22 protein-coding genes are annotated in these 20,553 nt (G+C 37.5%); 10 read left to right on the plus strand and 12 right to left on the minus strand.

Annotation, left to right across the window (positions count from 1 at the left end; translation table 11 throughout):
• Nucleotides 1-5: 5 nt before the first annotated feature.
• Nucleotides 6-1,055 (minus strand): sulfate ABC transporter substrate-binding protein, encoded by a 1,050-nt coding sequence (locus tag ACFVT8_RS17000; RefSeq protein ID WP_387083670.1) that lies wholly within the window; start codon nucleotides 1,053-1,055, stop codon nucleotides 6-8.
• Nucleotides 1,056-1,912: 857 nt separating this feature from the next.
• Here ACFVT8_RS17000 and ACFVT8_RS17005 point away from each other — a divergent pair.
• The 5 genes from ACFVT8_RS17005 (at nucleotide 1,913) to ACFVT8_RS17025 (ending at nucleotide 6,303) form a co-directional block, all read left to right on the plus strand.
• A complete protein-coding gene (locus ACFVT8_RS17005; RefSeq protein WP_387083671.1) occupies nucleotides 1,913-2,614 on the plus strand; it encodes a phosphoadenylyl-sulfate reductase in 702 nt (233 codons plus the stop codon).
• 12 nt (nucleotides 2,615-2,626) lie between these two features.
• Entirely contained in the window at nucleotides 2,627-3,691 is a 1,065-nt protein-coding gene (locus tag ACFVT8_RS17010; RefSeq protein ID WP_387083672.1) for a sulfate permease, read from the plus strand.
• A 205-nt stretch (nucleotides 3,692-3,896) separates the two neighbouring features.
• On the plus strand, nucleotides 3,897-5,036 hold the full coding sequence (sat, locus tag ACFVT8_RS17015) for a sulfate adenylyltransferase (RefSeq protein WP_387083673.1): 1,140 nt from the start codon (nucleotides 3,897-3,899) through the stop codon (nucleotides 5,034-5,036).
• Nucleotides 5,033-5,629 (plus strand): adenylyl-sulfate kinase, encoded by a 597-nt coding sequence (cysC, locus tag ACFVT8_RS17020; RefSeq protein ID WP_387083674.1) that lies wholly within the window; start codon nucleotides 5,033-5,035, stop codon nucleotides 5,627-5,629. Before sat ends, cysC begins: the two co-directional genes overlap by 4 nt.
• Nucleotides 5,630-5,832: 203 nt before the next feature.
• Nucleotides 5,833-6,303: a GNAT family N-acetyltransferase gene (locus ACFVT8_RS17025; protein WP_387083675.1), complete on the plus strand. Its 471-nt coding sequence runs from the start codon at nucleotides 5,833-5,835 to the stop codon at nucleotides 6,301-6,303.
• A 49-nt stretch (nucleotides 6,304-6,352) separates the two neighbouring features.
• Here the strand turns inward: ACFVT8_RS17025 and mnhG are convergent, their stop codons facing one another.
• The 7 genes from mnhG to ACFVT8_RS17060 are packed head-to-tail and all read right to left on the minus strand — an operon-like array spanning nucleotide 6,353 to nucleotide 12,111.
• A complete protein-coding gene (mnhG, locus tag ACFVT8_RS17030) occupies nucleotides 6,353-6,721 on the minus strand; it encodes a monovalent cation/H(+) antiporter subunit G (protein WP_370078027.1) in 369 nt (122 codons plus the stop codon).
• Nucleotides 6,705-6,986, minus strand: a complete 282-nt coding sequence (locus ACFVT8_RS17035) for a Na(+)/H(+) antiporter subunit F1 (RefSeq protein WP_142510536.1) — start codon at nucleotides 6,984-6,986, stop codon at nucleotides 6,705-6,707. Before ACFVT8_RS17035 ends, mnhG begins: the two co-directional genes overlap by 17 nt.
• Nucleotides 6,983-7,462, minus strand: coding sequence for a Na+/H+ antiporter subunit E (locus ACFVT8_RS17040; protein ID WP_387083676.1), 480 nt, complete (start codon nucleotides 7,460-7,462; stop codon nucleotides 6,983-6,985). Before ACFVT8_RS17040 ends, ACFVT8_RS17035 begins: the two co-directional genes overlap by 4 nt.
• Before the next feature lie 4 nt (nucleotides 7,463-7,466).
• The gene (locus ACFVT8_RS17045; protein ID WP_387083677.1) at nucleotides 7,467-8,954 is read right to left on the minus strand and encodes a Na+/H+ antiporter subunit D; all 1,488 of its coding nucleotides are present in this window, start codon (nucleotides 8,952-8,954) and stop codon (nucleotides 7,467-7,469) included.
• The gene (locus ACFVT8_RS17050) at nucleotides 8,947-9,288 is read right to left on the minus strand and encodes a Na(+)/H(+) antiporter subunit C (RefSeq protein ID WP_387083678.1); all 342 of its coding nucleotides are present in this window, start codon (nucleotides 9,286-9,288) and stop codon (nucleotides 8,947-8,949) included. The genes ACFVT8_RS17045 and ACFVT8_RS17050 overlap by 8 nt, the downstream gene beginning before the upstream one ends.
• Nucleotides 9,288-9,710, minus strand: coding sequence for a Na(+)/H(+) antiporter subunit B (locus tag ACFVT8_RS17055; RefSeq protein ID WP_049669152.1), 423 nt, complete (start codon nucleotides 9,708-9,710; stop codon nucleotides 9,288-9,290). The genes ACFVT8_RS17050 and ACFVT8_RS17055 overlap by 1 nt, the downstream gene beginning before the upstream one ends.
• Nucleotides 9,697-12,111: a Na+/H+ antiporter subunit A gene (locus ACFVT8_RS17060; RefSeq protein ID WP_387083679.1), complete on the minus strand. Its 2,415-nt coding sequence runs from the start codon at nucleotides 12,109-12,111 to the stop codon at nucleotides 9,697-9,699. The genes ACFVT8_RS17055 and ACFVT8_RS17060 overlap by 14 nt, the downstream gene beginning before the upstream one ends.
• Nucleotides 12,112-12,265: 154 nt before the next feature.
• On the opposite strand from ACFVT8_RS17060, the gene ACFVT8_RS17065 reads away from it, so the two are divergent.
• Nucleotides 12,266-12,829: a DUF5366 family protein gene (locus ACFVT8_RS17065; RefSeq protein ID WP_387083716.1), complete on the plus strand. Its 564-nt coding sequence runs from the start codon at nucleotides 12,266-12,268 to the stop codon at nucleotides 12,827-12,829.
• Nucleotides 12,830-12,936: 107 nt separating this feature from the next.
• Here the strand turns inward: ACFVT8_RS17065 and ACFVT8_RS17070 are convergent, their stop codons facing one another.
• Together ACFVT8_RS17070 and ACFVT8_RS17075 are read right to left on the minus strand one after the other, a co-directional pair.
• A complete protein-coding gene (locus ACFVT8_RS17070; RefSeq protein ID WP_387083680.1) occupies nucleotides 12,937-14,787 on the minus strand; it encodes a transglycosylase domain-containing protein in 1,851 nt (616 codons plus the stop codon).
• 375 nt (nucleotides 14,788-15,162) lie between these two features.
• Nucleotides 15,163-15,870, minus strand: coding sequence for a hypothetical protein (locus tag ACFVT8_RS17075; RefSeq protein WP_387083681.1), 708 nt, complete (start codon nucleotides 15,868-15,870; stop codon nucleotides 15,163-15,165).
• 102 nt (nucleotides 15,871-15,972) lie between these two features.
• Between ACFVT8_RS17075 and ACFVT8_RS17080 the strand changes: the two genes are divergently transcribed.
• From ACFVT8_RS17080 to ACFVT8_RS17090, 3 genes are all read left to right on the plus strand, one after another.
• Entirely contained in the window at nucleotides 15,973-16,404 is a 432-nt protein-coding gene (locus tag ACFVT8_RS17080) for a hypothetical protein (RefSeq protein WP_387083682.1), read from the plus strand.
• A 131-nt stretch (nucleotides 16,405-16,535) separates the two neighbouring features.
• Nucleotides 16,536-17,123 (plus strand): peptidylprolyl isomerase, encoded by a 588-nt coding sequence (locus tag ACFVT8_RS17085; RefSeq protein ID WP_387083683.1) that lies wholly within the window; start codon nucleotides 16,536-16,538, stop codon nucleotides 17,121-17,123.
• A gap of 22 nt (nucleotides 17,124-17,145) precedes the next feature.
• Nucleotides 17,146-17,358, plus strand: coding sequence for a hypothetical protein (locus ACFVT8_RS17090; protein WP_387083684.1), 213 nt, complete (start codon nucleotides 17,146-17,148; stop codon nucleotides 17,356-17,358).
• Between the two features lie 483 nt (nucleotides 17,359-17,841).
• Here ACFVT8_RS17090 and ACFVT8_RS17095 read toward each other — a convergent pair whose 3' ends face one another.
• Together ACFVT8_RS17095 and ACFVT8_RS17100 are read right to left on the minus strand one after the other, a co-directional pair.
• On the minus strand, nucleotides 17,842-18,378 hold the full coding sequence (locus ACFVT8_RS17095) for a hypothetical protein (RefSeq protein ID WP_387083685.1): 537 nt from the start codon (nucleotides 18,376-18,378) through the stop codon (nucleotides 17,842-17,844).
• 192 nt (nucleotides 18,379-18,570) lie between these two features.
• A complete protein-coding gene (locus ACFVT8_RS17100; protein ID WP_387083686.1) occupies nucleotides 18,571-19,743 on the minus strand; it encodes a MalY/PatB family protein in 1,173 nt (390 codons plus the stop codon).
• 72 nt (nucleotides 19,744-19,815) lie between these two features.
• On the opposite strand from ACFVT8_RS17100, the gene ACFVT8_RS17105 reads away from it, so the two are divergent.
• Nucleotides 19,816-20,076: a DUF1871 family protein gene (locus tag ACFVT8_RS17105; protein WP_387083687.1), complete on the plus strand. Its 261-nt coding sequence runs from the start codon at nucleotides 19,816-19,818 to the stop codon at nucleotides 20,074-20,076.
• Nucleotides 20,077-20,553 lie beyond the last annotated feature (477 nt).

The raw sequence follows: 20,553 nt of genomic DNA on the forward strand, positions 1-20,553 counted from the left end.
CCTCCTTATTGAGGTACATAAATTTCATCAAATGTACCACCATCTTTAAAATGCTTCGCTTGTGCTTCTGTCCAACCACCGAATTCATCGATTGAAACGAGTTCAAGTTTTGGGAATTGCTCTTGATATTTCGCTAGAATTTTTTCATTTCGTGGTCGATAGTAATTTTTTGCAGCAATTTCTTGACCACTGTCACTGTATAAATGCTTTAAATATGCCTCTGCAACTTCGCGTGTACCTTTTTTATCAACGATTTTGTCAACAATTGCCACGGGTGGCTCAGCTAAAATACTTAAAGAAGGTGTAATGATATCAAATTCATCACCAAATTCATGGAGCGATAAATAGGCTTCATTCTCCCATGCAATTAAGACGTCACCGATTTTACGTTCAACAAATGTTGTGGTAGCACCGCGCGCACCAGAATCCAGCACTTCTACATTGTTATATAGAGCCTTCATAAATTCTTTTATTTTTGCCTCATCGTTTTTATATAATTTCCCTGCATAAGCCCAAGCGGCTAAATAATTCCAACGTGCACCACCAGATGTTTTAGGATTTGGTGTGATGACAGATACATTGTCTTTAATTAAATCATTCCAGTCTTTAATACCATTTGGATTGCCTTTGCGTACTAAAAAGACAATAGTCGAAGTATAAGGTGTAGAGTTGTTTTCAAATTTTGTTTGCCAATCCTTATTTAATAGGCCGCGAGCTTGAGCAATTTCATCAATATCGTAAGCTAGTGCTAGTGTCACAACATCTGCCTCTAGACCATCAATTACAGCTCGACCTTGTTTACCAGAGCCACCATGTGATTGTTTTATAGTTACATCTTGCCCTGTTTCATCCTTCCACTTTTTTATAAAATCTTTGTTGAATTCCTCGTAAAGCTCACGTGTTGGATCATAAGATACATTTAATAGTTCTACAGGTTTTTTGGTATCCTGAGCACCTGTATCTATTTCAGTAGAATTGCTACCACAACCTGTTAACGTCAGTGTTAATGCAGATATAAGTGCTAACGATTGGAAAAGCTGTTTCCTTTTTTTCATAAAAATCACTCCTTTTTTTGTCTAGGGAATACAAAAAGCCACCTACCAGTACGATTTATAATCGTCATAAGTAGATGGCCTTCAGATCCTCTGATCAGCATTTTATATTGTTTAGCTCAAAGCTTAGTTATACATTAAACATATATTTCCTATTAGTCAACAAGGAATTAAAAAAATATTGCTTTTAATCATGTTGAAGAAAGTTGGATTTAATGAAATGAATTTTCGAAAACCTAGTTGACTACTAGGTGTACTTTAGTATATATTGGGTAATAAGAAAAATGATTGTAGAACGAGGTAGGCCATACTAGTGAACAATTAATCAATTATGCCTCGGCATAATTGCCGCTGTCGCTTCGCTTTCGCGCAGATAAACAATGCGTCCGGGATCGGTTTTGTGCTTAGACCTGCAGATGTTTTCTGCGCGAAAGCGTAGTGTTAACGCAGCGACAGCAACGTCTCTTTGTCTGTGCGAAAGCGAAGCGACAGCAACACAGCACCGATGCAGGTCAGTTAGCCGTTATCGCATGGATGCGATGATTTTAGGCTAACATCCTCTAGAACTCCTTTCCGATTCCGTGACATCCGCCGGAGGCTTTGGGCCAACAAGATGTTGGTCACTCAGTCGTTGCCACAGGACGTGGCGTTCTTAGACTGAGTTCCTCTATTACAGTTGGACACTCGCTGATAAGTGACTTAAAACTGCATTCATCTCACCACCTATAGAGGTGGGGAATTTCTGTAGCTGAAAGAAGTTAAATAATAAGCTGGCTAGTAAAACTAGAGGCGTTTTAACAAAGACATGTCTATATATGTCTTTCGTTAGAACGCCTCTTTTTCGTTATGAGGAGGATTATATGCTAACATATGCAACTTGGCATGAGCCAACATTAAATTTTCAGGTGGACGAAACTTATAAGGCTGCTCTAGAGGTTTTACAGTGGAGTTATGCTGAATATGGTGAGGATATCGTCTATGCATGTAGTTTTGGAATTGAGGGAATTGTCTTGATTGACCTTATTTCAAAGGTAAAGCCTAATGCTACGATTATCTTTTTAGATACAGATGTTCATTTTAAGGAAACATATGAAACAATTGATAAAGTAAAAGAAAAATATCCGCAGCTTAACATTATTATGCAAAAACCGGCACTTACACTCGAACAACAAGCAACTGAATTTGGTAATGAATTATGGAAGTCTAATCCGAATAAATGCTGCGAAATTCGCAAGATTGTGCCGTTACATGAAGCGTTAGCGGGAGCAAAGGCTTGGATTTCAGGCTTGCGTCGTGAACAATCACCAACCCGACAAAATATGAACTTTATCAATCTTGACGATAAATTTAAATCGATTAAAATTTGTCCACTCATTCATTGGACATGGAAGGATGTCTGGCGGTATGTTTCAAAGCATGATTTGCCGTACAATCCTTTGCATGATAAAGGCTATCCAAGCATTGGATGTGAGCATTGTACAAAACCAGCATTTACAATGGATGATTTACGTTCAGGCAGATGGCAGGGATCTGGTAAAACTGAGTGTGGATTACATGAGTAAAGGAGTTTTGCCATGCTTGAATATGTAGCAATAGCGATTAGTTTATTTTTTGCGATGAATATTGGTGCTAGTGGAGCAGCAGCCTCAATGGGAGTCGCTTACGGAGCAGGTGCCATCAAAAAAGCTTGGCAAGCACTGCTCATTTGCTCAGTGGGTGTTTTTGCAGGGGCAATTCTTGGAGGTGGGGAAGTAGTAAAAACAATTAGCTCCGGTATAATGCCAAAGGAGTACATTACAGTAAAGATTGTCATAATTATTTTGATTTCTGCGACAAGCTCACTATTTATCGCTAATCTCCTAGGCATCCCATTATCGACGAGTGAAGTGACAGTAGGAGCAGTTGTAGGTGTTGGGATTGCCTATAAAGTGCTATATATTAAATCATTACTTGTCATCGTATCTTTTTGGGTAATAGTGCCAATCATAGCGTTTGCTATTGCATTTGTCTTTGGGAAGTGGCTCTATAAATTACGAGGCAAGGGCTTGTTAAAAGATCGTCCAATTTTAACGATTCTCCTTGTGTTTGCAGGATTTTTCGAAGCATTTTCAGCAGGAATGAATAATGTAGCAAATGCAGTTGGACCTCTTGTTGGTGCAGGAATGATGAGTGTAACAACTGGAATATTGCTTGGTGGTGCATTTGTGGCACTTGGCGCGATGCTACTAGGAAAACGAGTGCTTGAGACAAACGGTAAAAAAATTATGCGCTTTGAGAAGGCAGAAGGGATATTAATATCGAGTACAGGTGCACTCCTAGTAGGTATAAGCTCTATCTTTGGGCTTCCCGTGCCATTAACACAAGTAACATCCTCTTCGATTATCGGAACGGGGATGGCCAAAGACGGGAAACAGATTTTCCATAAGCATATTGTGAAAAAAATAATCCGTATTTGGATTGTCTCGCCAATCCTTTCTTTAGCCATCTCCTATTTTTTAGTACAGCTATTTTTAGAGAAAGATTTCTATGCCATCGTATTAATTGGCAGTATTATTGTTGGGACACTGGGTGTCATTAGCTTAATGCGAACAATGCGTGAAGAAGAGCGTTCGATATACGATGAGGGTGAAGGAATTTAAATATTGGATTACTTTTGAGGGAATGAAGTGGAGCCGATCAAATCAGAGGTGACTCCGATCAAATTAGAGTTGAAGCCGATCATCTCTGTATGGAAGGAGATCAATCGCAGAAGCCTCAAATTGCTTATGATGAAAAATCAATAAAGTGCGTAAATAAGCTTAATTATAAAACTAAGTATTTCAATAAAATTAGGAGGAGATTTTGATGAGTTTACAACCACATGGTGGACTATTAGTGCAAGCCTTTAATCCAGAGAAGGATGTAACGCATATAAATAAAGTTATTGAGCTAGATGCCATTTCACTGAGTGATTTAGAGTTAATTGCTATCGGTGGTTACAGTCCAATTGAAGGTTTTTTAACGCAGGAAGATTATGAATCCGTTGTTGAACACACACGTTTAGCTTCAGGCGTGGTATGGAGTATTCCGATTACATTACCTGTAGCAAAGGATGTAGCGGCAACATTACAGCCGGGCGATGAGGTAAAACTAGTATACGGTGATGCTGTTTATGGTGTTATTGAAGTTGCCGATATTTATGAACCAAATAAACGGAAAGAGGCATTGTTAATATACGGCACGGAGGATTTACAGCATCCAGGTGTTAAAAAGTTGCATGAACGTCCAAGTATTTATGTGGGCGGAAAAATTACATTAGTAAAACGACTAGAGCAAAAGTTCCCTGCCTATTCATTCGATCCACTTGAAACACGCCAACTTTTCGCTGAAAAGGGTTGGAAAACAATTGTTGGCTTCCAAACACGAAATCCTGTGCATCGAGCACATGAATATATTCAAAAGGCTGCACTTGAAACAATTGATGGATTATTTTTAAATCCGCTAGTTGGGGAAACGAAGTCAGACGATGTTTCAGCGGCAATTCGCATGGAAAGTTACGAAGTTTTATTACAAAATTATTATCCTGAAAATCGCGTGCAATTAGGTGTGTTTCCAGCTGCAATGCGTTATGCAGGACCAAAGGAAGCTATTTTCCATGCACTTGTACGAAAAAATTATGGCTGTACACATTTTATAGTTGGGCGTGACCATGCAGGTGTTGGTGATTACTATGGCACATACGACGCACAAAAAATCTTTGAACAATTTACGGAAGATGAATTAGGAATTGTTCCATTAAAATTTGAGCATAGCTTCTATTGCAACATATGTGAGGGTATGGCAACGACGAAAACTTGTGCACATGATAGCTCAGCGCATGTTATTTTATCGGGTACTAAGGTTCGTGAAATGTTACGTAATGGCGAAGTGCCTCCAAGTACATTTAGTCGTAAAGAGGTTGTGGATGTGCTAATTAAAGGAATGCGTAAGGAGGTTTTAAAGTGAATTCAAACATCGTTTGGCACGAAGCGTCCATTACGAAAGAGGAGCGTCGTACACAATACAAGCATCAAAGCTTTATTTTATGGTTCACCGGTTTATCAGCATCAGGAAAATCTTCTGTGGCGAATGCCTTCGCACGTCGACTTTTTGAACGTGGCAATCAAGCATTTGTCTTAGATGGGGATAATATTCGCCATGGCTTAAATAAGGATTTAGGATTCGACGAAACAAGCCGTAAGGAAAATATACGACGTATTGGAGAGGTTTCTAAGCTTTTTGTGGAAAATGGACAAATTGTTCTAACGGCCTTTATTTCACCTTACCGAGAAGATCGTCAAGTTGTCCGTGAGCTTGTGGAAGCTGGGGAATTTATAGAGGTCTATGTGAAGTGTTCTGTTGAAACGTGTGAAAAGCGTGATCCAAAAGGTCTTTATAAAAAAGCACGTAATGCTGAAATTCCTAACTTTACTGGGATTAGTGCACCCTATGAAGAACCGGAAAACCCAGAAATTATTTTAGACACAGAACGTCATTCTATTGAAGAATGCGTAAAACAGCTCACAGACATTTTAACTTTAAAAGGATATATATACTAAATCTGTTTTCTTAAAGAATCTGCTTACTTATGATGAGCAGATTTTTTTAACTTCTTTCAGCGAATGTTTTTTGTACCGAAAGCGAAGCGACAGCAACAATTATGCCGAAGTATAATTAATGGGTATATTTACCTGTTTATTATAGATTTATTCCATATATTGTGAGATGATTAAATCATCAAACGTTATAGGAGATGAAAGAAATGAGCATACATATTCAACTATTAACTGAGGATGTTGTAAACCAGAAATTATTAAATGAAATATTGGAACTATGGAATGAAAATGCCATAGAAACGGCAGATTGTGAATTAGGGGAGGGTGAAAGGAAGGGAATTCAAGAACAGCTGGAACAATATATTCATTCAAAATATGGGGCCATTTATATAGCAACGAATGAAAATAATGAAATGATTGGTTTTGGATTGGCATCGATCAAAAAGGATTTTATTTACGATATGAACTATGGTCAAATAGACGAGGTTTATATAGTACCAGTATATAGAAGACAGAAGGTTGCTAAACGTCTAGTAGATGATTTAGTGAATTGGTTTAATGACGAACATGATACTACTGTAGTAAATGTCTATGTAGATTTAGAAAATGACTTAGCACTAAACTTTTGGGAAGGCATTGGTTTAGAGAAGGAATTTTTTATGCTATCAAATAATTAAAAAAAGGAGGCCAATGAAGTTTATTCATTGGCCAACTATTTTTGAAAAGTTATTTAATGCCTTGTTCTTTTTTCATCCGGTCAATTTCAGGTCCTAGCTCGTCGTGTACTGTGCCTTTCCAAGGTTTTACGCCAGCGATGTATGAGGAGCGAGCCATAATATGCCCTCCGACAGGCCCTGTGATAAACAGGAACAGTATACCGAGCAAAATGCGGGGATTAAAGTGATCTTCAATCAGCCAAAAGTGAAAGAATACGCCAATGAGTACGCACATGACACCGAGCGTTGCACTTTTTGAAGCAGCGTGTGCACGTGTGTACAAATCAGGCAAGCGGACAAGACCAATGGCTGTAACGACTATAAATAGCACCCCTACAGAAATGAAAAAGATAACTAAACTATTAGCGAGAATTGTCACGTTTAATGATATCTCCTTTCTCTATGAATTTAGAGAAAGCAACAGTACCGATAAACGATAAAATCGCTAACAATAATATAATCTCCAGGAAGAAGCTTGTTTCAACCAGTACTGAAAACAGTCCAATTAGCGAGATTACTGATACACCTAATGAATCCAATGCTACTACACGATCGGATGCAGAAGGTCCTTTAACCATTCGATAAATGACTGCAATCATTGATAAGCAAATCACTACAATCGAAGCAATAATAAACGTTGTCATGATTTACTCACCTCCAAAATCGCTTTCTCAAATGAATCGCGAATTGCTGTAATCGCTTCATCGACATCACTAATATCGATAGCATGTACATACAAAGTTTTTGCATCATCTGATACGTGCACTACTATTGTACCAGGTGTTAACGTAATAAGACTTGATAATAAAGTAATCTCCCATTCCTCTGTTAAAACAGTCGGATAGGCAAAGAATGCAGGCTGCATATCCAACTTAGGCTTTAAGACTACTTGAAGAACTTGTATATTCGCTAACACTAACTCCTTTAAAAAGAGTAACGTCAGTTTAATCATTGCCCATATACGGTAGACGTAAAGACGAGTAGTAAAAAACCTACGCATAATAATGAGCAATATAATACCGAGAATGAACCCAACGATAAAGCCTGTTGCTGTGTAATTTGAAGAAAGGAACATCCAAACGAAGGCAAGTACAACATTTAAAATAATTTGAAATGCCATATCTCTAATCCCCCTTCATTACAGCATCTATATAAATAGATGGATCACTTAATAGTTTTGCTGCATCGTCCATAAATGGAGTAATCCATTCAGAACCTACACCATAGGCTACAGTAATGAGCACTAAAAGCACAGTAGGCACAAATAGAGTATTGTAGACTTTTTTATCGACAGTACCCGTTGTTTCTTTTTCTTCACCCCAAAAGGCGTAAAGGAAAATACGAATAACAGACAATAAAACGAGAAGTGACGAAGCTAAAATAAAAATACTGCTCCATTTACTGCCTGCTTCAAAACCGCCCTGTACAATTAACAGCTTTCCGACGAAGCCACTAAGTGGAGGGATCCCTGCTAAACCAAATGCTGCAATTAAATAACACCAACCAAGAGCAGGATATTTATTCATAAGACCGCCCATTTTTCGTAAATCAGATGTACCCGTAATGTAAATCACTATGCCTATTAACATAAAGAGCGCCGCTTTTATAAGCATGTCATGGATTAAATAGAACATTGCACCTTTTAGGGAGATTTCATTCATTTGAGATACACCGAATAAAATAACACCTACAGCTATGACAATATTATAGATAATGATGAGCTTCACATCGTGATAGGCAAGTGCACCAATACAGCCTGCAATAATTGTTGCAACTGCTAATGCCATCAGTAAATCATGCGTATACGATAAATCATGAACAAAGAACAATGTATATGTTCGAGTAATCGCGTAAATGCCAACCTTTGTTAGGAGTGCACCAAATAACGTTAGTACTGGTATAGGTGCTGCTGCATAAGAAGTTGGAAGCCAGAAGAATAGTGGGAAAATAGCCGCTTTTAACCCAAATACCATTAAAAATAGTACAGCTATAACAGTAACGATACCTGGCTGATTAATTTCTGCAATCTTTACCGCAATATCTGCCATGTTTAATGTGCCTACTACAGAGTAAAGGAATGCAACTGTAATAACAAATAATGCAGATGAAATAACATTAATTAAAATATATTTAATGGAACCTTTAAGCTGTCCTTTTTCGCCCCCAAGAACAATGAGCAAATAAGAGGCCATTAACAAGACCTCGAAGAATACGAAAAGGTTAAAAATATCGCCTGTCGTAAATGCCCCGTTAACCCCAGTTAAAATAAACATAATTCCAGGATAGTAGAAGAAGCGTTCACGTTCCTTTGTGATGGAACCGAAGCCATACCAAACAACAAAAAGGGCGATCAGCAACGTTGTTGTGACAAGTAGTGCGGATACCATATCAGAAACCATTGTAATGCCGTATGGTACAGGCCAATCTCCGAATGTTACCTTTTGGATACCGTCATTTTTCACCTTTAAAAGTAGTGAAATCGCTGATGTAAGTGCGAGCGCTATACCAAGTAATGCGAATGAACGTTGGTATTTTAAGTTTTTTTGCCCAAATATTAAAATCATACCGAAGAAAAACGGAATGATAATCGGCAGTAGAAGGAAGTTATTCATCCTCATCACTTCCTCTCATTAAGCTTATATCATCTGTCTCGAGCTCCTGATAAGAACGGTAAGCAAGCACAAGGAAGAAAGCTGTTACCCCAAAGCTAATAACAATCGCTGTTAAAATAAGCGCCTGTGGTAATGGATCTGCAAAAGTTTTAGCCCCTTCCTTTAAAACAGGTGGTGCTTCTCCGCCTAGCCCGCCCATCGTTAAAATGAGTAGATGAGCGCCATGACTTAAAAGGCCTGTCCCGATAATAATACGCAATAAGCTTTTGGATAAGATTAAATAAATCGCTGCCATAAACAGAAAGCCTATGACAAACGCCATCATTATTTCCATTATTCATCCTCCCCAATCGTTTGAATAATGGTCATCGTAACGCCGACAACAACCAAATAGACACCGCTATCAAAAAGCATAGCCGTGTGTAATGACTGTTTGCCTAGAAGCGGTAAATCGAAATAATCAAAGAAATGTGTGAAAAACGGTTTACCTACAAACATTGGGAAAGCGGCTGTTGCAAGTGCTAGTAGTAAGCCAATTGCTGTTAGATACGTATAATTTATAGGTAAAACCTTACGAACCGTATTTAAATCAAAGGCAAGAACTAAGAGCACGATCGCACTCGATGTTAAAAGTCCACCAACAAAGCCGCCTCCAGGTGTGTAATGACCAGCGAGAAAAATATGAATGGAGAAGAAGAAAATAATGAAGAATACAATTTTTGTTGTAAATTGTATAATGACATCATTTGTTTTCATGTGTTTTCTCCTTTCTATTCATGCGTAGCTTTATCATTGCTAAAATGGCCATTCCGGCAATAGCTAGCACTGTAATTTCAAATAATGTATCAAAGCCACGGTAGTCTACTAAGATTACGTTGACAATGTTTCCACCGCCTGCTTTTGAATAAACAGTTTCCTCATAATACTTTGAAATAGTTGGAATCAATTTTTGCGAATGTGCAGACAGTGCTAAAAGCGTAACCATAACACCGACAGCAACTGAAACAATCGCGCGATTTAATTGGAATCTCATGCGCTCTTCTCGTTTACCGAGCTTAGGCAGATGATAAAACGCTAGTAAAAATAGCGCAACAGAAATCGTTTCAATAACAAGCTGTGTTAATGCTAAATCAGGAGCATTAAAAATAACGAAGAATAATGCTACCGTGTAGCCCACAGCACCAAGACCTATAATGGCTGTTAAACGTGATTTTGCCAAAATAGTAATGGCTGTTCCAATGACTAACACCACAACTAAAATGATTTCGTAAGGACGAATAGGTGCAGTGTCTTGGAAGGAGACTGTAAAGGCATTTTTCACAAATAAAGAACCGATTACAATCGCCACAATGCTACTAAACATATATAGCAGGTAGTGACGCATAGAGCCCGTCATATAAAGACGTGATAAACGATTTAACCCAACATCTAGTCCGAGCATAATCTTGTCGTATGCATTATTTAGTGTTAAAGCTCGTGGGAATTTTTGATAAATGCCCTGCCATTTCGGTAATGCTACAAACAATAGAACCCCAATAAGTACTATGCCAAATGTCATGACTAATTCGGGTGTAATTTCTCCATGCCAAGCAGCCACATGAATATCAATATCCTTTGGCGAATCGTATAAGAATGGCTGAATAGCTTGTACTGCTGGCTTTACGAAAGTATCCCCAACTAGGTTCGGAATAAAGAATATTGTTACGACTAATGCTGCTAAAATCATCGGTGAAATTAGCATACCAATCGGTGCCTCGTGTGGTTTATGAGGTAATTTTTCTGGTTTATATTTACCAGTAAATGTTCTGAAAACAAAATAGAAGCTATAGATAAATGTAAAAATACTAGCAATCCAAGCAACAATCGGGAAGAGTGCTCCCCATGTTTCAAAGCCAGAAAATTCAAAATTTCGTAGTGCAAGCATTGCAGTTAAAAACATTTCCTTACTTAAGAAGCCGTTAAAAGGCGGTAGACCAGCCATTGATAAGCTTCCAATTGCTGCTACTGTAAAGCTAAGCGGCATAATACTCATTAATCCGCCGAGCTTACGAATATCACGTGTTCCTGTTTCATGATCGACAATACCAGCAATCATGAATAGACTTCCTTTAAAGGTTGCATGGTTGATAAGGTGGAAGATTGCCGCAAAGGCAGCAAATTTAATAGTATCTGTTGCCTCGTTGCCATGAAATGCTAAAGCACTAGCGCCGAGCAATGACATAATAAGTCCAAGCTGACTCACTGTAGAGAAAGCAAGGATTCCTTTTAAATCTGTTTGCTTCACTGCGAAGAAAGAACCCCAAAATAGCGTCAAGATACCTACGCCTGTAACAAGCCATATCCAAAGTTCAGAAACGGCGAAAATCGGTGTAAAGCGAGCAACTAAATAAATACCTGCCTTTACCATTGTTGCGGAATGTAGGTATGCACTAACTGGTGTTGGCGCTTCCATTGCATCTGGTAACCAAATGTAGAATGGGAATTGGGCAGATTTCGTAAATGCTCCTAAAAGTATTAAAACAAGCGACCAGGTGAACAACGGATGCTGCACTAAATTAGGTGCTATGACAATAAGTTCACGGATTGAATACGTTCCTCCCATTAAATAAAGAAGAATGAATCCTCCTAACATCATTAAGCCGCCACCGACTGTAATCATCATTGATTTAAGTGCACCAAAGCGAGAGGCATCACGAGAATACCAATAGCCGATCAGTAAAAATGATGAAATTGATGTTAGCTCCCAAAAGAAGTACAAAGTAATTAAATGATCTGACTGTACTACTCCGAGCATTGCTGTCATAAATAGTAATAAGTAAACATAAAAATTATGTAATTTTTCTTTATGTTTGTCTAAGTAAAAAATAGAGTAAAGTACGACCAATGAGCCAATTCCAGTAATTAGCAACGAGAATAGCAAGCTAAGTCCATCTAAATAAGAAACGACGGAAATATCAAGCGATGGAATCCAAGGAAGCTCTTTAAGAAATACTTTACCATCTGCTACTTTTCCGATATAAGATGCGTAAATAATCGCGAGTGTAGCAGGTACTGCAAGAACAAACCAGCCAGTGTGAATATTTTTAATGCTTTTATATAAAAATGGCACAAATATTGCAGCAAGCATTGGAATGAAAATATAAAGTACTTGTAACAAAAAAATCCTCCTTTATGCAGATAAGTATGTTAATTATAGCGCACTTCATGTATGAATGCATATGCACTCATAGGATTTAGCTTGCGATAGTGGAAGAATTTTGGCTATATTATAAATAGGAAGTTATCAATAAATGATAGAGGAAAAAATTTTTATGAAGAACCCTTATATTTATGGTTATCTACCATTAATTACAATTTTATTGTTTAGTTTGACATTTGGGATGTATGCTGTAAGTGAATCGTTGCAAGTTTTTCATGCAATCGGTGTGTATTCTGGTATGCGGGAGTTTTTATCCGATTTCGAGCTCCGTATTTTTTTGCTAATTGTCTTTGCTGGGATCTTTTTTATGCTATTTTCAGCATTAAAATTAGTAGGGGAAACTATTCATGAGCTAGGAATGCTGTTTTTCTCCAAGGATAATGAAGGTGCGACAGTTAATCAAGCACGAGGCGGATTTATCATTTTATTGGTTGGTGCAATATGTTCAGCCTTTGCTATCCAATTTATTTACGTATTAGTAGGTATTTTTGTCTTAACCGTTTTTATCTACTTTATCTACCTTATCTATAAAATGAGTCATTTTATGTCGATGAGTGGAACGATTGGCTTACTAGTATTTGAACTTTTTATGTGGACGATACTATTATCGCTATTAATTTATGTTGTTTTAAAATTGTATAATGGCATCTTAGCAAGCTTACCGTTTGCTCATTAAACGCCGTGGCCTACATTCAGTATTTATTAAATTACATAGTATCTTAAACACAATGCAAGGAGCAGCCCTAGAGTGAAGAATTTCACTCAGGGCTGCTCCTTTTAACTTTATTCAAGTAGAACATTAAATAGCTTGTGATGAATCTTATAAGATTCTAATCTCTCCATAGATTGTGGCTTATCGTAGCCAAGCCATACTGCTGCAGTGTATTCATCATTTAATCCAGCGAGCCAGTAGTCACGATAGTTGTTAGTTGTTCCCGTTTTGGCACCGACATAGTTACTTCTACTATAAACGCCCTGTCCTGTACCTTTAGTAACAACATCTGCAAGCATCGAGCGCATATACTTAACCGTTTTCGGTGACCAAATTTGATCGCGTTCTGAATCCCAGCTGTAAAGTTCTGTTCCATCAGCTGTTGTCACTTTACGAATACTATGAGCGAGTACATATGAGCCGTCTATAAAACTTGTATAGGCGTCTGCTAACTCAAGTGCTGTAACACCATACGTTAATCCTCCCAAAGAGGCAGCATAAGTATGGTCTTTTGCCACGATGGAGCGGAAGTGAAAACGCTCTAAGTAACTAAAGGCAGTTTCAATTCCGACTGTATTAAAGAGACGGAGAGCCGATGTATTGTAGCTATATTGAAATGCTACTCGAATCGGTACATCACCGTATTTAAAGCCCCCATAGTTTTGTGGACAAAATGAACCGACACAATAACTACCACCATTAACTATAGAATCAGGTGTGTGTGCTGTCGTTTCAAAGAAAGGAGCATAAACTGCTAGTGGCTTAAAAGCAGAGCCTGGCTGACGTGTACCTTGAAAGGCACGATGATAACCAAACTTTTCATAGTTTTTCCCAGCATAAAGACTAACAACTTCACGGGATTTATTATCAATAACTGCTCCAGCTGCTTGTAATTTACCTGAGCCTAGAATTGCAGTCATTTTTTCCTCGTCATGTGCTTGTTTGTCTGGATTAAGCGCGGTATAAATCGTTAATCCATTTTGGTATAACGTATTGAGTCGATTGTCTAGCTGCACTTTGATTTTTTTCTTTTCTTCCTCACTTTGTGTGTTTGCCAGACGATCTGAATAGCCTTCTTTTTCTGCAACTAACGATTTAAGCTCTTGTAGGACGTAAGTGCTGTACATAGGGTAGCTTTGGGCTTTATTCTTTACATTTAATGTTATAGTTTCGGCTTTATATGTAATAGCTTCTTCTTTTGTTATAGCGCCACTCGCTGCGAGTGTATCTAATAACCGCTCCTGTCGCGCCTTTGTTTTCTCAAAGTTTTTTAAAGGATTATACAGTGAGGGGTTATTTGGAATGGCAGCAATAAATGCAATTTCAGCTATAGATAATTCTTCGAGTGGTTTTCGGAAATAATATGTAGCTGCTCCACCAATTCCATAAACTTGATTGCTAAAATAGGCTTCATTTAGATACATCGTTAAAATCTCGTCTTTATCAAACTCTTTCTCAAGCTCATAGGAGTAAAAAATCTCTGTTAATTTTCGTTCATATGTTTTTTCGTCGGATAAATAACGCATACGAACGAGCTGTTGTGTAATGGTGCTGGCACCTTGAGAAGCTGAATTTTTGCTTGAGTTAGCAACAACTGCACGGACAATGGCACTTAGGTCAAAGCCGATATGCTCATAAAAATGAGCGTCCTCACTAGAGATGAAAATTTCCTGGGCAATTTTTGGGATTTCCTGTAAGGTTAAAGGTTGCCGCCATTCGACATATTCCTCACTAAATGTATTGCCGTTTCGATCTATAAGCGTTACTGGAAGCTGTGGTTGTACTTCCGGTAAATTAATAGCGCTAGCAATTTGCTCCTCATGCGCTTGTGCCGCACTGATTTCTGTCCTAATGTTTGTAGTAATCCACCAAAGGACAGGTAAGGATAGTAAAATGATAAAAAAACCAAAAGCCTTTTTCATGTGTGCCTCCACTCTAAATATGAGTCACTCAACAGAATAACATAATATGGATAGTTTCCAAATACGCGTTCCGACCTATTTGTATTTATCAAATAATTTTGCCATGAAGTTGGAAGTGACGTTTGTTAAAATGTATGCCATTTATAGGTTGATTGGAGTGTAGGCTGGGCGACAAAATGAAAGGATTCATACGCAGTTTTGTGTATGAATCCTTTTTTGCTCTTTGAAGGCGGATGTCTATAAAAATAAAAAGTTGGATGGCATTTTGTAAAAACGTATGTCATGTGAATAAGTTGATTGGAGTGTAGTTAGCGTCACAGATGAGACCCTGGAGCGAGCAGGCTAAGGAACGAAGGCTAATAGCATCAACAAAGCTTATGCTCTGTTTTTTTGGCTGTTACTTATGAATAGAGGAATTATACATAACAATCCAAGGAGAATGAACAGGATTAAGGTGTTGATTGGATTATCTTTTACTTTTGTATCTTCTATGTGTTTTTTCTCAAATTCTTTTACCTCGTCTGTTGTATTTACTTTATCGTTTGGAACCAATTCATTTTTATTGACATCATAGTAATAGAATCCGTGTTTGTTAAAGGTGAAAAAGTCATCTCTAATCGTCTTATATGAACTTGAAATCATCGCTAAGTCCATTTTTTCCGTATCGATCATTGGTTTTACATATTTTTCACTTTCTGCTTTAAACAATTCTTTTTCTTTTGTTAATAAGTTAGCTGCTTCACTTTTTACTTTTTCTACATCTTGAGGCGTTGTTGCTTTTTTCAATCCCTCTTCAATAAAGGCTATTTGTTCTTTTTTCATTTTTTCTTCAAATTCTTTTGTTTTTTGCTCTAATAATGATTTATCTTCTTTTACTGTTTTAATTAATACAGTTTTTGTTTCTTGTACTAATATTTTGGCGGAGTCGTTTTTGTAATCAGAAACTTCTTTTTTATTTTTATCATTTACTGAATTCAGGTACTCTTCTGTATCGATTTTTGTGGCCATGCTAGCAGATGAAAAAACGATACTCAACATACATACCGACAGTCCGATTACACTTATTTTTTGTATGAATTTCATTTCAATCCCTCCGTTTCTTCTATCATTATCCATATAATCCATTTTTACGATTGATCAAGGGGATATATGAACAATCATAAAAAATATACTAAGGGGGTTAAAATGAAAGAATATTTCTTAACCGAAGAACCGTACTGTGATAACGCCTTCGTGACCAACGTTGCTTTGACAATTCACTTTCACGCAAATAACGCTTATTTGCCCAATTGGAACATCGGGTGCCCACAGGAAGCTTTGCTCTGTGCGAAAGCGAAGCGACAGCAACAAATGTTTTATCTGTGCGACAGCAACAAATGTTTTATCTGTGCGAAAGCGAAGCGACAGCAACAAATGTTTTATCTGCGCGAAAGCGAAGCGACAGCAACAAATGTTTTATCTGTGCGAAAGCGAAGCGACAGCAACAAATGTTTTATCTGCGCGAAAGCGAAGCGACAGCAACAAATGTTTTCTGTAGCGAAAGCAAAGCGACAGCAACAAAGCGTTCAGCCGGAACAGAAATCAACACCACGGTATGGTGATAAGCTTAAAAATTAAAAGTGCAAAAAATCGTCAATACTTTGGTGAAGAAAACCATTAAGAAGTATGTTAGACTAAAATGAGGTCAGAAATGATAGTACTATCATTTTCATTGAAACTGAAATTTTACATTTAAAGGAGAGACTTCAATGTTTCCACAATTAACAACAGAAGTACTAGAAGGCGAAGTACTTGTAGAAATGAAAACAACATTAGGTGCCATCAAAATTAAATTATTCCCAGAACATGCACCGAAAACTGTTGAAAACTTCTTAGGCCATGCAAAGTCAGGATACTATGACGGCATCATTTTCCACCGTGTAATCCAAGACTTTATGATTCAAGGTGGTGACCCAACTGGTACAGGTATGGGCGGTGAATCAATTTGGGGTAACTCTTTCGAGGATGAGTTCTCTGAAAACGTATTTAATCTGCGCGGTGCCCTTTCAATGGCAAATGCGGGTCCAAACACAAATGGTTCACAATTCTTTATCGTACAAATGAAGCACCTTCCAAGTGATATGCTTCGTCAATTACAAGGTGCTGGCTTCCCAGAAGAAATTATTGAAGCATATGCTCAAAATGGTGGTACTCCTTGGTTAGACCATAAACATACAGTATTTGGTCATGTTGTTGAAGGAATGGACATCGTAGACAAAATTGCAGATGTAGAAAAAGACATGCGTGATAAACCATTAGAAGATGTGAAAATCGAGTCAATTACAGTTTTTGAATAATAATTGTAAGGACGTGTAAAACATGGAACATTTGATGTATCAATTTTTATATTTCCCAGAAGATAAATCAGGCTATATTCCAGCAGCTTTTGAATTTTTAATAATGCTTATTTTATGTATTATTGTATTTACTGTTTTCCGTAAGATTTCTAAGAAACAAGAAATGAAATCAAAGGAAATCGAAGCACGTATTCTTTCAGAGAAAAATAATACAAACAATCAGCAAAATATTTAACTGCATTCATTGGATGTCCAAACATCTAATGAATGCAGTTAAGCCTCCGACGGATGTCACAGAATCGGAAAGGAGTGCACATAGGATGTTAGCCAGAATTATCACATCTATGCGATAACGGCTAACTGACCTGCATCCTACAGGCCTAAGCACAAAGCTGATTCCGGACGCAATTATGCCGCGGCATAATTGATTGTACTAGATGCCTCGCAGCCATTAAGGGCTGCGGGGCATCTGACTTTTTCATTAATCTTATGTCAAAATACCTCATGTATTGTTTGTCTTAGCACCATTCTCCATATGAGATATATTTTCTAAACAAAGGCTATTTCGTATAGATTGTTGCTCCCTTGAAAATATCGATTATGATTGAATATAATGCAGTTTCAGGAGGCGATCAAAATGTGGAGATCTATGTATGAAGAAGTAAGTAAAGAAAGTAGACCAACAAGCCTTATTTAGGTCTAAATCTATAAGAAGTGATTAAAATCGCAGTAGAACAAATATAAAAGAAGTAACGGCATGAAATATCATTAGAATACCTATAATCATCAACGTCTTTTTGTCCTCTCTTAAATCACCCGATTCTTTTTTCATCTCTTTGTAATATTTTGTCGTCATAAACACGCCGTACATCAATAAAACGGCGCAAACGATAAACGAAACGTTGTACGCTCCTAAACCTTTACTCGTTTCTAAAGCCCCTACCGCATTAAGGTATATAAAGAATGCAAACAAATAAGGAGCATTTTCTTTCCTCTTTAATTTTCTACTTTTCTTTTTCTCTGTTTTATACCAATTCTTTAAATCGTCTTGCGACACATACTGCGCAACAATGGTTTCTACTAGTTTCGTATATTTTTTTTGAACTTTGACCATATAAAAATTTTCGTATACTTCAGACGACGGCTTTAATCCTTTGTAATCGATATAACACGGAATATTACTATTCTCTATGTGTTTGATAATTGCCAGGACAGTATCTTCTGAATGTCCAATCAATATTTTCTTTTTAAACAAACTCAGCACCTCTTCGAAATAAGTAAATTACGCTTAAGTATACTATTTCTTTCGCCTTTTCTTGCGATCCAAAATATACCACTATCTTTTAAGTATCTGACTTTTCGTATAGCAACAATCTTTGAGAAAACAAAACAGCCAAACAAAAAGGACATCTCAGAAAAACTAGAGATATCCTTTACTATTTACTTTCTATTGTTGAAGTGCTTGCTTAAAGCGCTGAACACCATCTTTTACTGTGTCAAATGAGCAGGCAACGTTCATACGTAGGAAGCCGAGACCCTCTTCGCCATATTTTGATCCTGGCTCTAATGCTAGCTTGCCATTTTCCAGCAAGCATTTCATAATTTCTTGTTCATCAAGTCCTAATTCACGATAATCAATCCAAAGTAAATAAGTGCCCTGAGGTTTTTTAATATGGATACCAGGTAATTGACCTAATTCAGCAATCACATAGTCCATATTGTTTGAAATGTAAGTAAGCATGTCATTTAACCATGGGGAACCCTCTGTATAAGCAGCCTGAAGTGCAACAGAAGCAAAGGTATTTAATGAGCCTTGTCCACTAGCCATATGAACTGCTTCTAGTAGCATTCGCTTTTCCTTATCCGTCACAATCATATAAGCAACTTGAATACCAGCTAGATTAAATGTTTTTGTCGGTGCCATACACGTAATAATACGATCAATTTCGTCACCAGCGATTTTTGCTAATGGTGTATGTTTTGAGCCATCTAACATTAAATCCGAATGAATTTCATCGGAAATAATCACTACATCATATTTTGCACATAGTCGTACGATTTCCTTTAATGTAGCTTCATCCCATACATAGCCTCCTGGATTATGAGGATTACACAATATGTAGGCTTTCACGTTTTGAGCAAGTGCTTGTTCAAAGGCTTCAAAGTCATAGACAAATGTCCCATCTTTTTCAACTAAAGGACAACTAACAATCTCTCGACCATTACTTTTCGGGATGTTATAAAATGGTGGGTAGACAGGTGAGGAAATAAGTACTTTATCTCCTGGATTTGTCAGTGCCTTGACACTATCCGCTAAAGCAGCAACAACACCGTTACAGAAAACAATCGATTCTTTGTCAATGTGCCAATCATGATGAGCATTTTGCCAGTCTACGATCGCCTGCACCGCTTCATCGCTAACAAAGCTATAGCCGAAAACAGTCTTTTCAGCATGCTCTTGTAGCGCTTTTGATACAGCAATTGGTGCAGCAAAATCCATATCAGCTACCCACATTGGAAGTATGTCTGAAGCATCTTGTAGCCCATATACGTTTTCCATTGCGTCCCATTTTACCGAGTTTGTAAAACAACGTTTAATAGTTTGATCAAAAATAGACAAGCAAATCACTCTTTTCTTTTTTATTTACTATGGTATCATACGATTATGATAAAAGGATAATAGGTGAGTATTTTGGAAAATGTAAAAATGAATCAAGCAGCCGTACATCTGCTAGAGGAGTGGGATCCATTCCACTTAGGTCCAGATCATTATGATACTGAAACCGCTGATGTTGTAGCAGCATTGCAAGGTATTGATGATCCATCTACTCTTGCAAAGGTTATTCAAGAAACATATGAACATTCGTTTGAAGAATGGATACCATATGAAGAGTGTGTAGCCATCTCTTACAAACTTATCGCGATAAAATTTGAAGCAAAGTGCATTATTTAACTTATTTTTAGTGGGTGTCCAAACGTCCGCTAAAATAAAGGATCTCAGTCTAAGAACGCCACGTCCTGTGGCAGCGACTGAGTGACCAACATCATGTTGTTGCTGTCGCTACGTTGCACTACGCTTTCGCACAGACAAAAACTCTTTGCTGCCGCTGCGTTAACGCTACGCTTTCGCACAAAAAACATCTGTTGGCCTAAGCGCAAAACCGAATTCGGGCGCTTTGATGTTTTTGCTTTTCTATAGAAAACGAGGTTGTCTCTTTCAATTATGAGACAACCTCGTTTTTTTACGGTCTTTTATTTAAATAAAGGTAACACAGCACATTTCAGGTATGATTTATAGATATTTTAAAATAATTTCGTTAGTGTAACCGAAGTAATTTTTAGCGACGTAATTAGTGTTTAGATCTATTATTAAAAAAGTAAAATTCGTTTAAATATGTAACAATTAGGAGGAATGATTCGTTTCATGTGC

This window comes from Lysinibacillus sp. NPDC058147 (assembly GCF_042884205.1).
GTDB lineage: Bacteria > Bacillota > Bacilli > Bacillales_A > Planococcaceae > Lysinibacillus.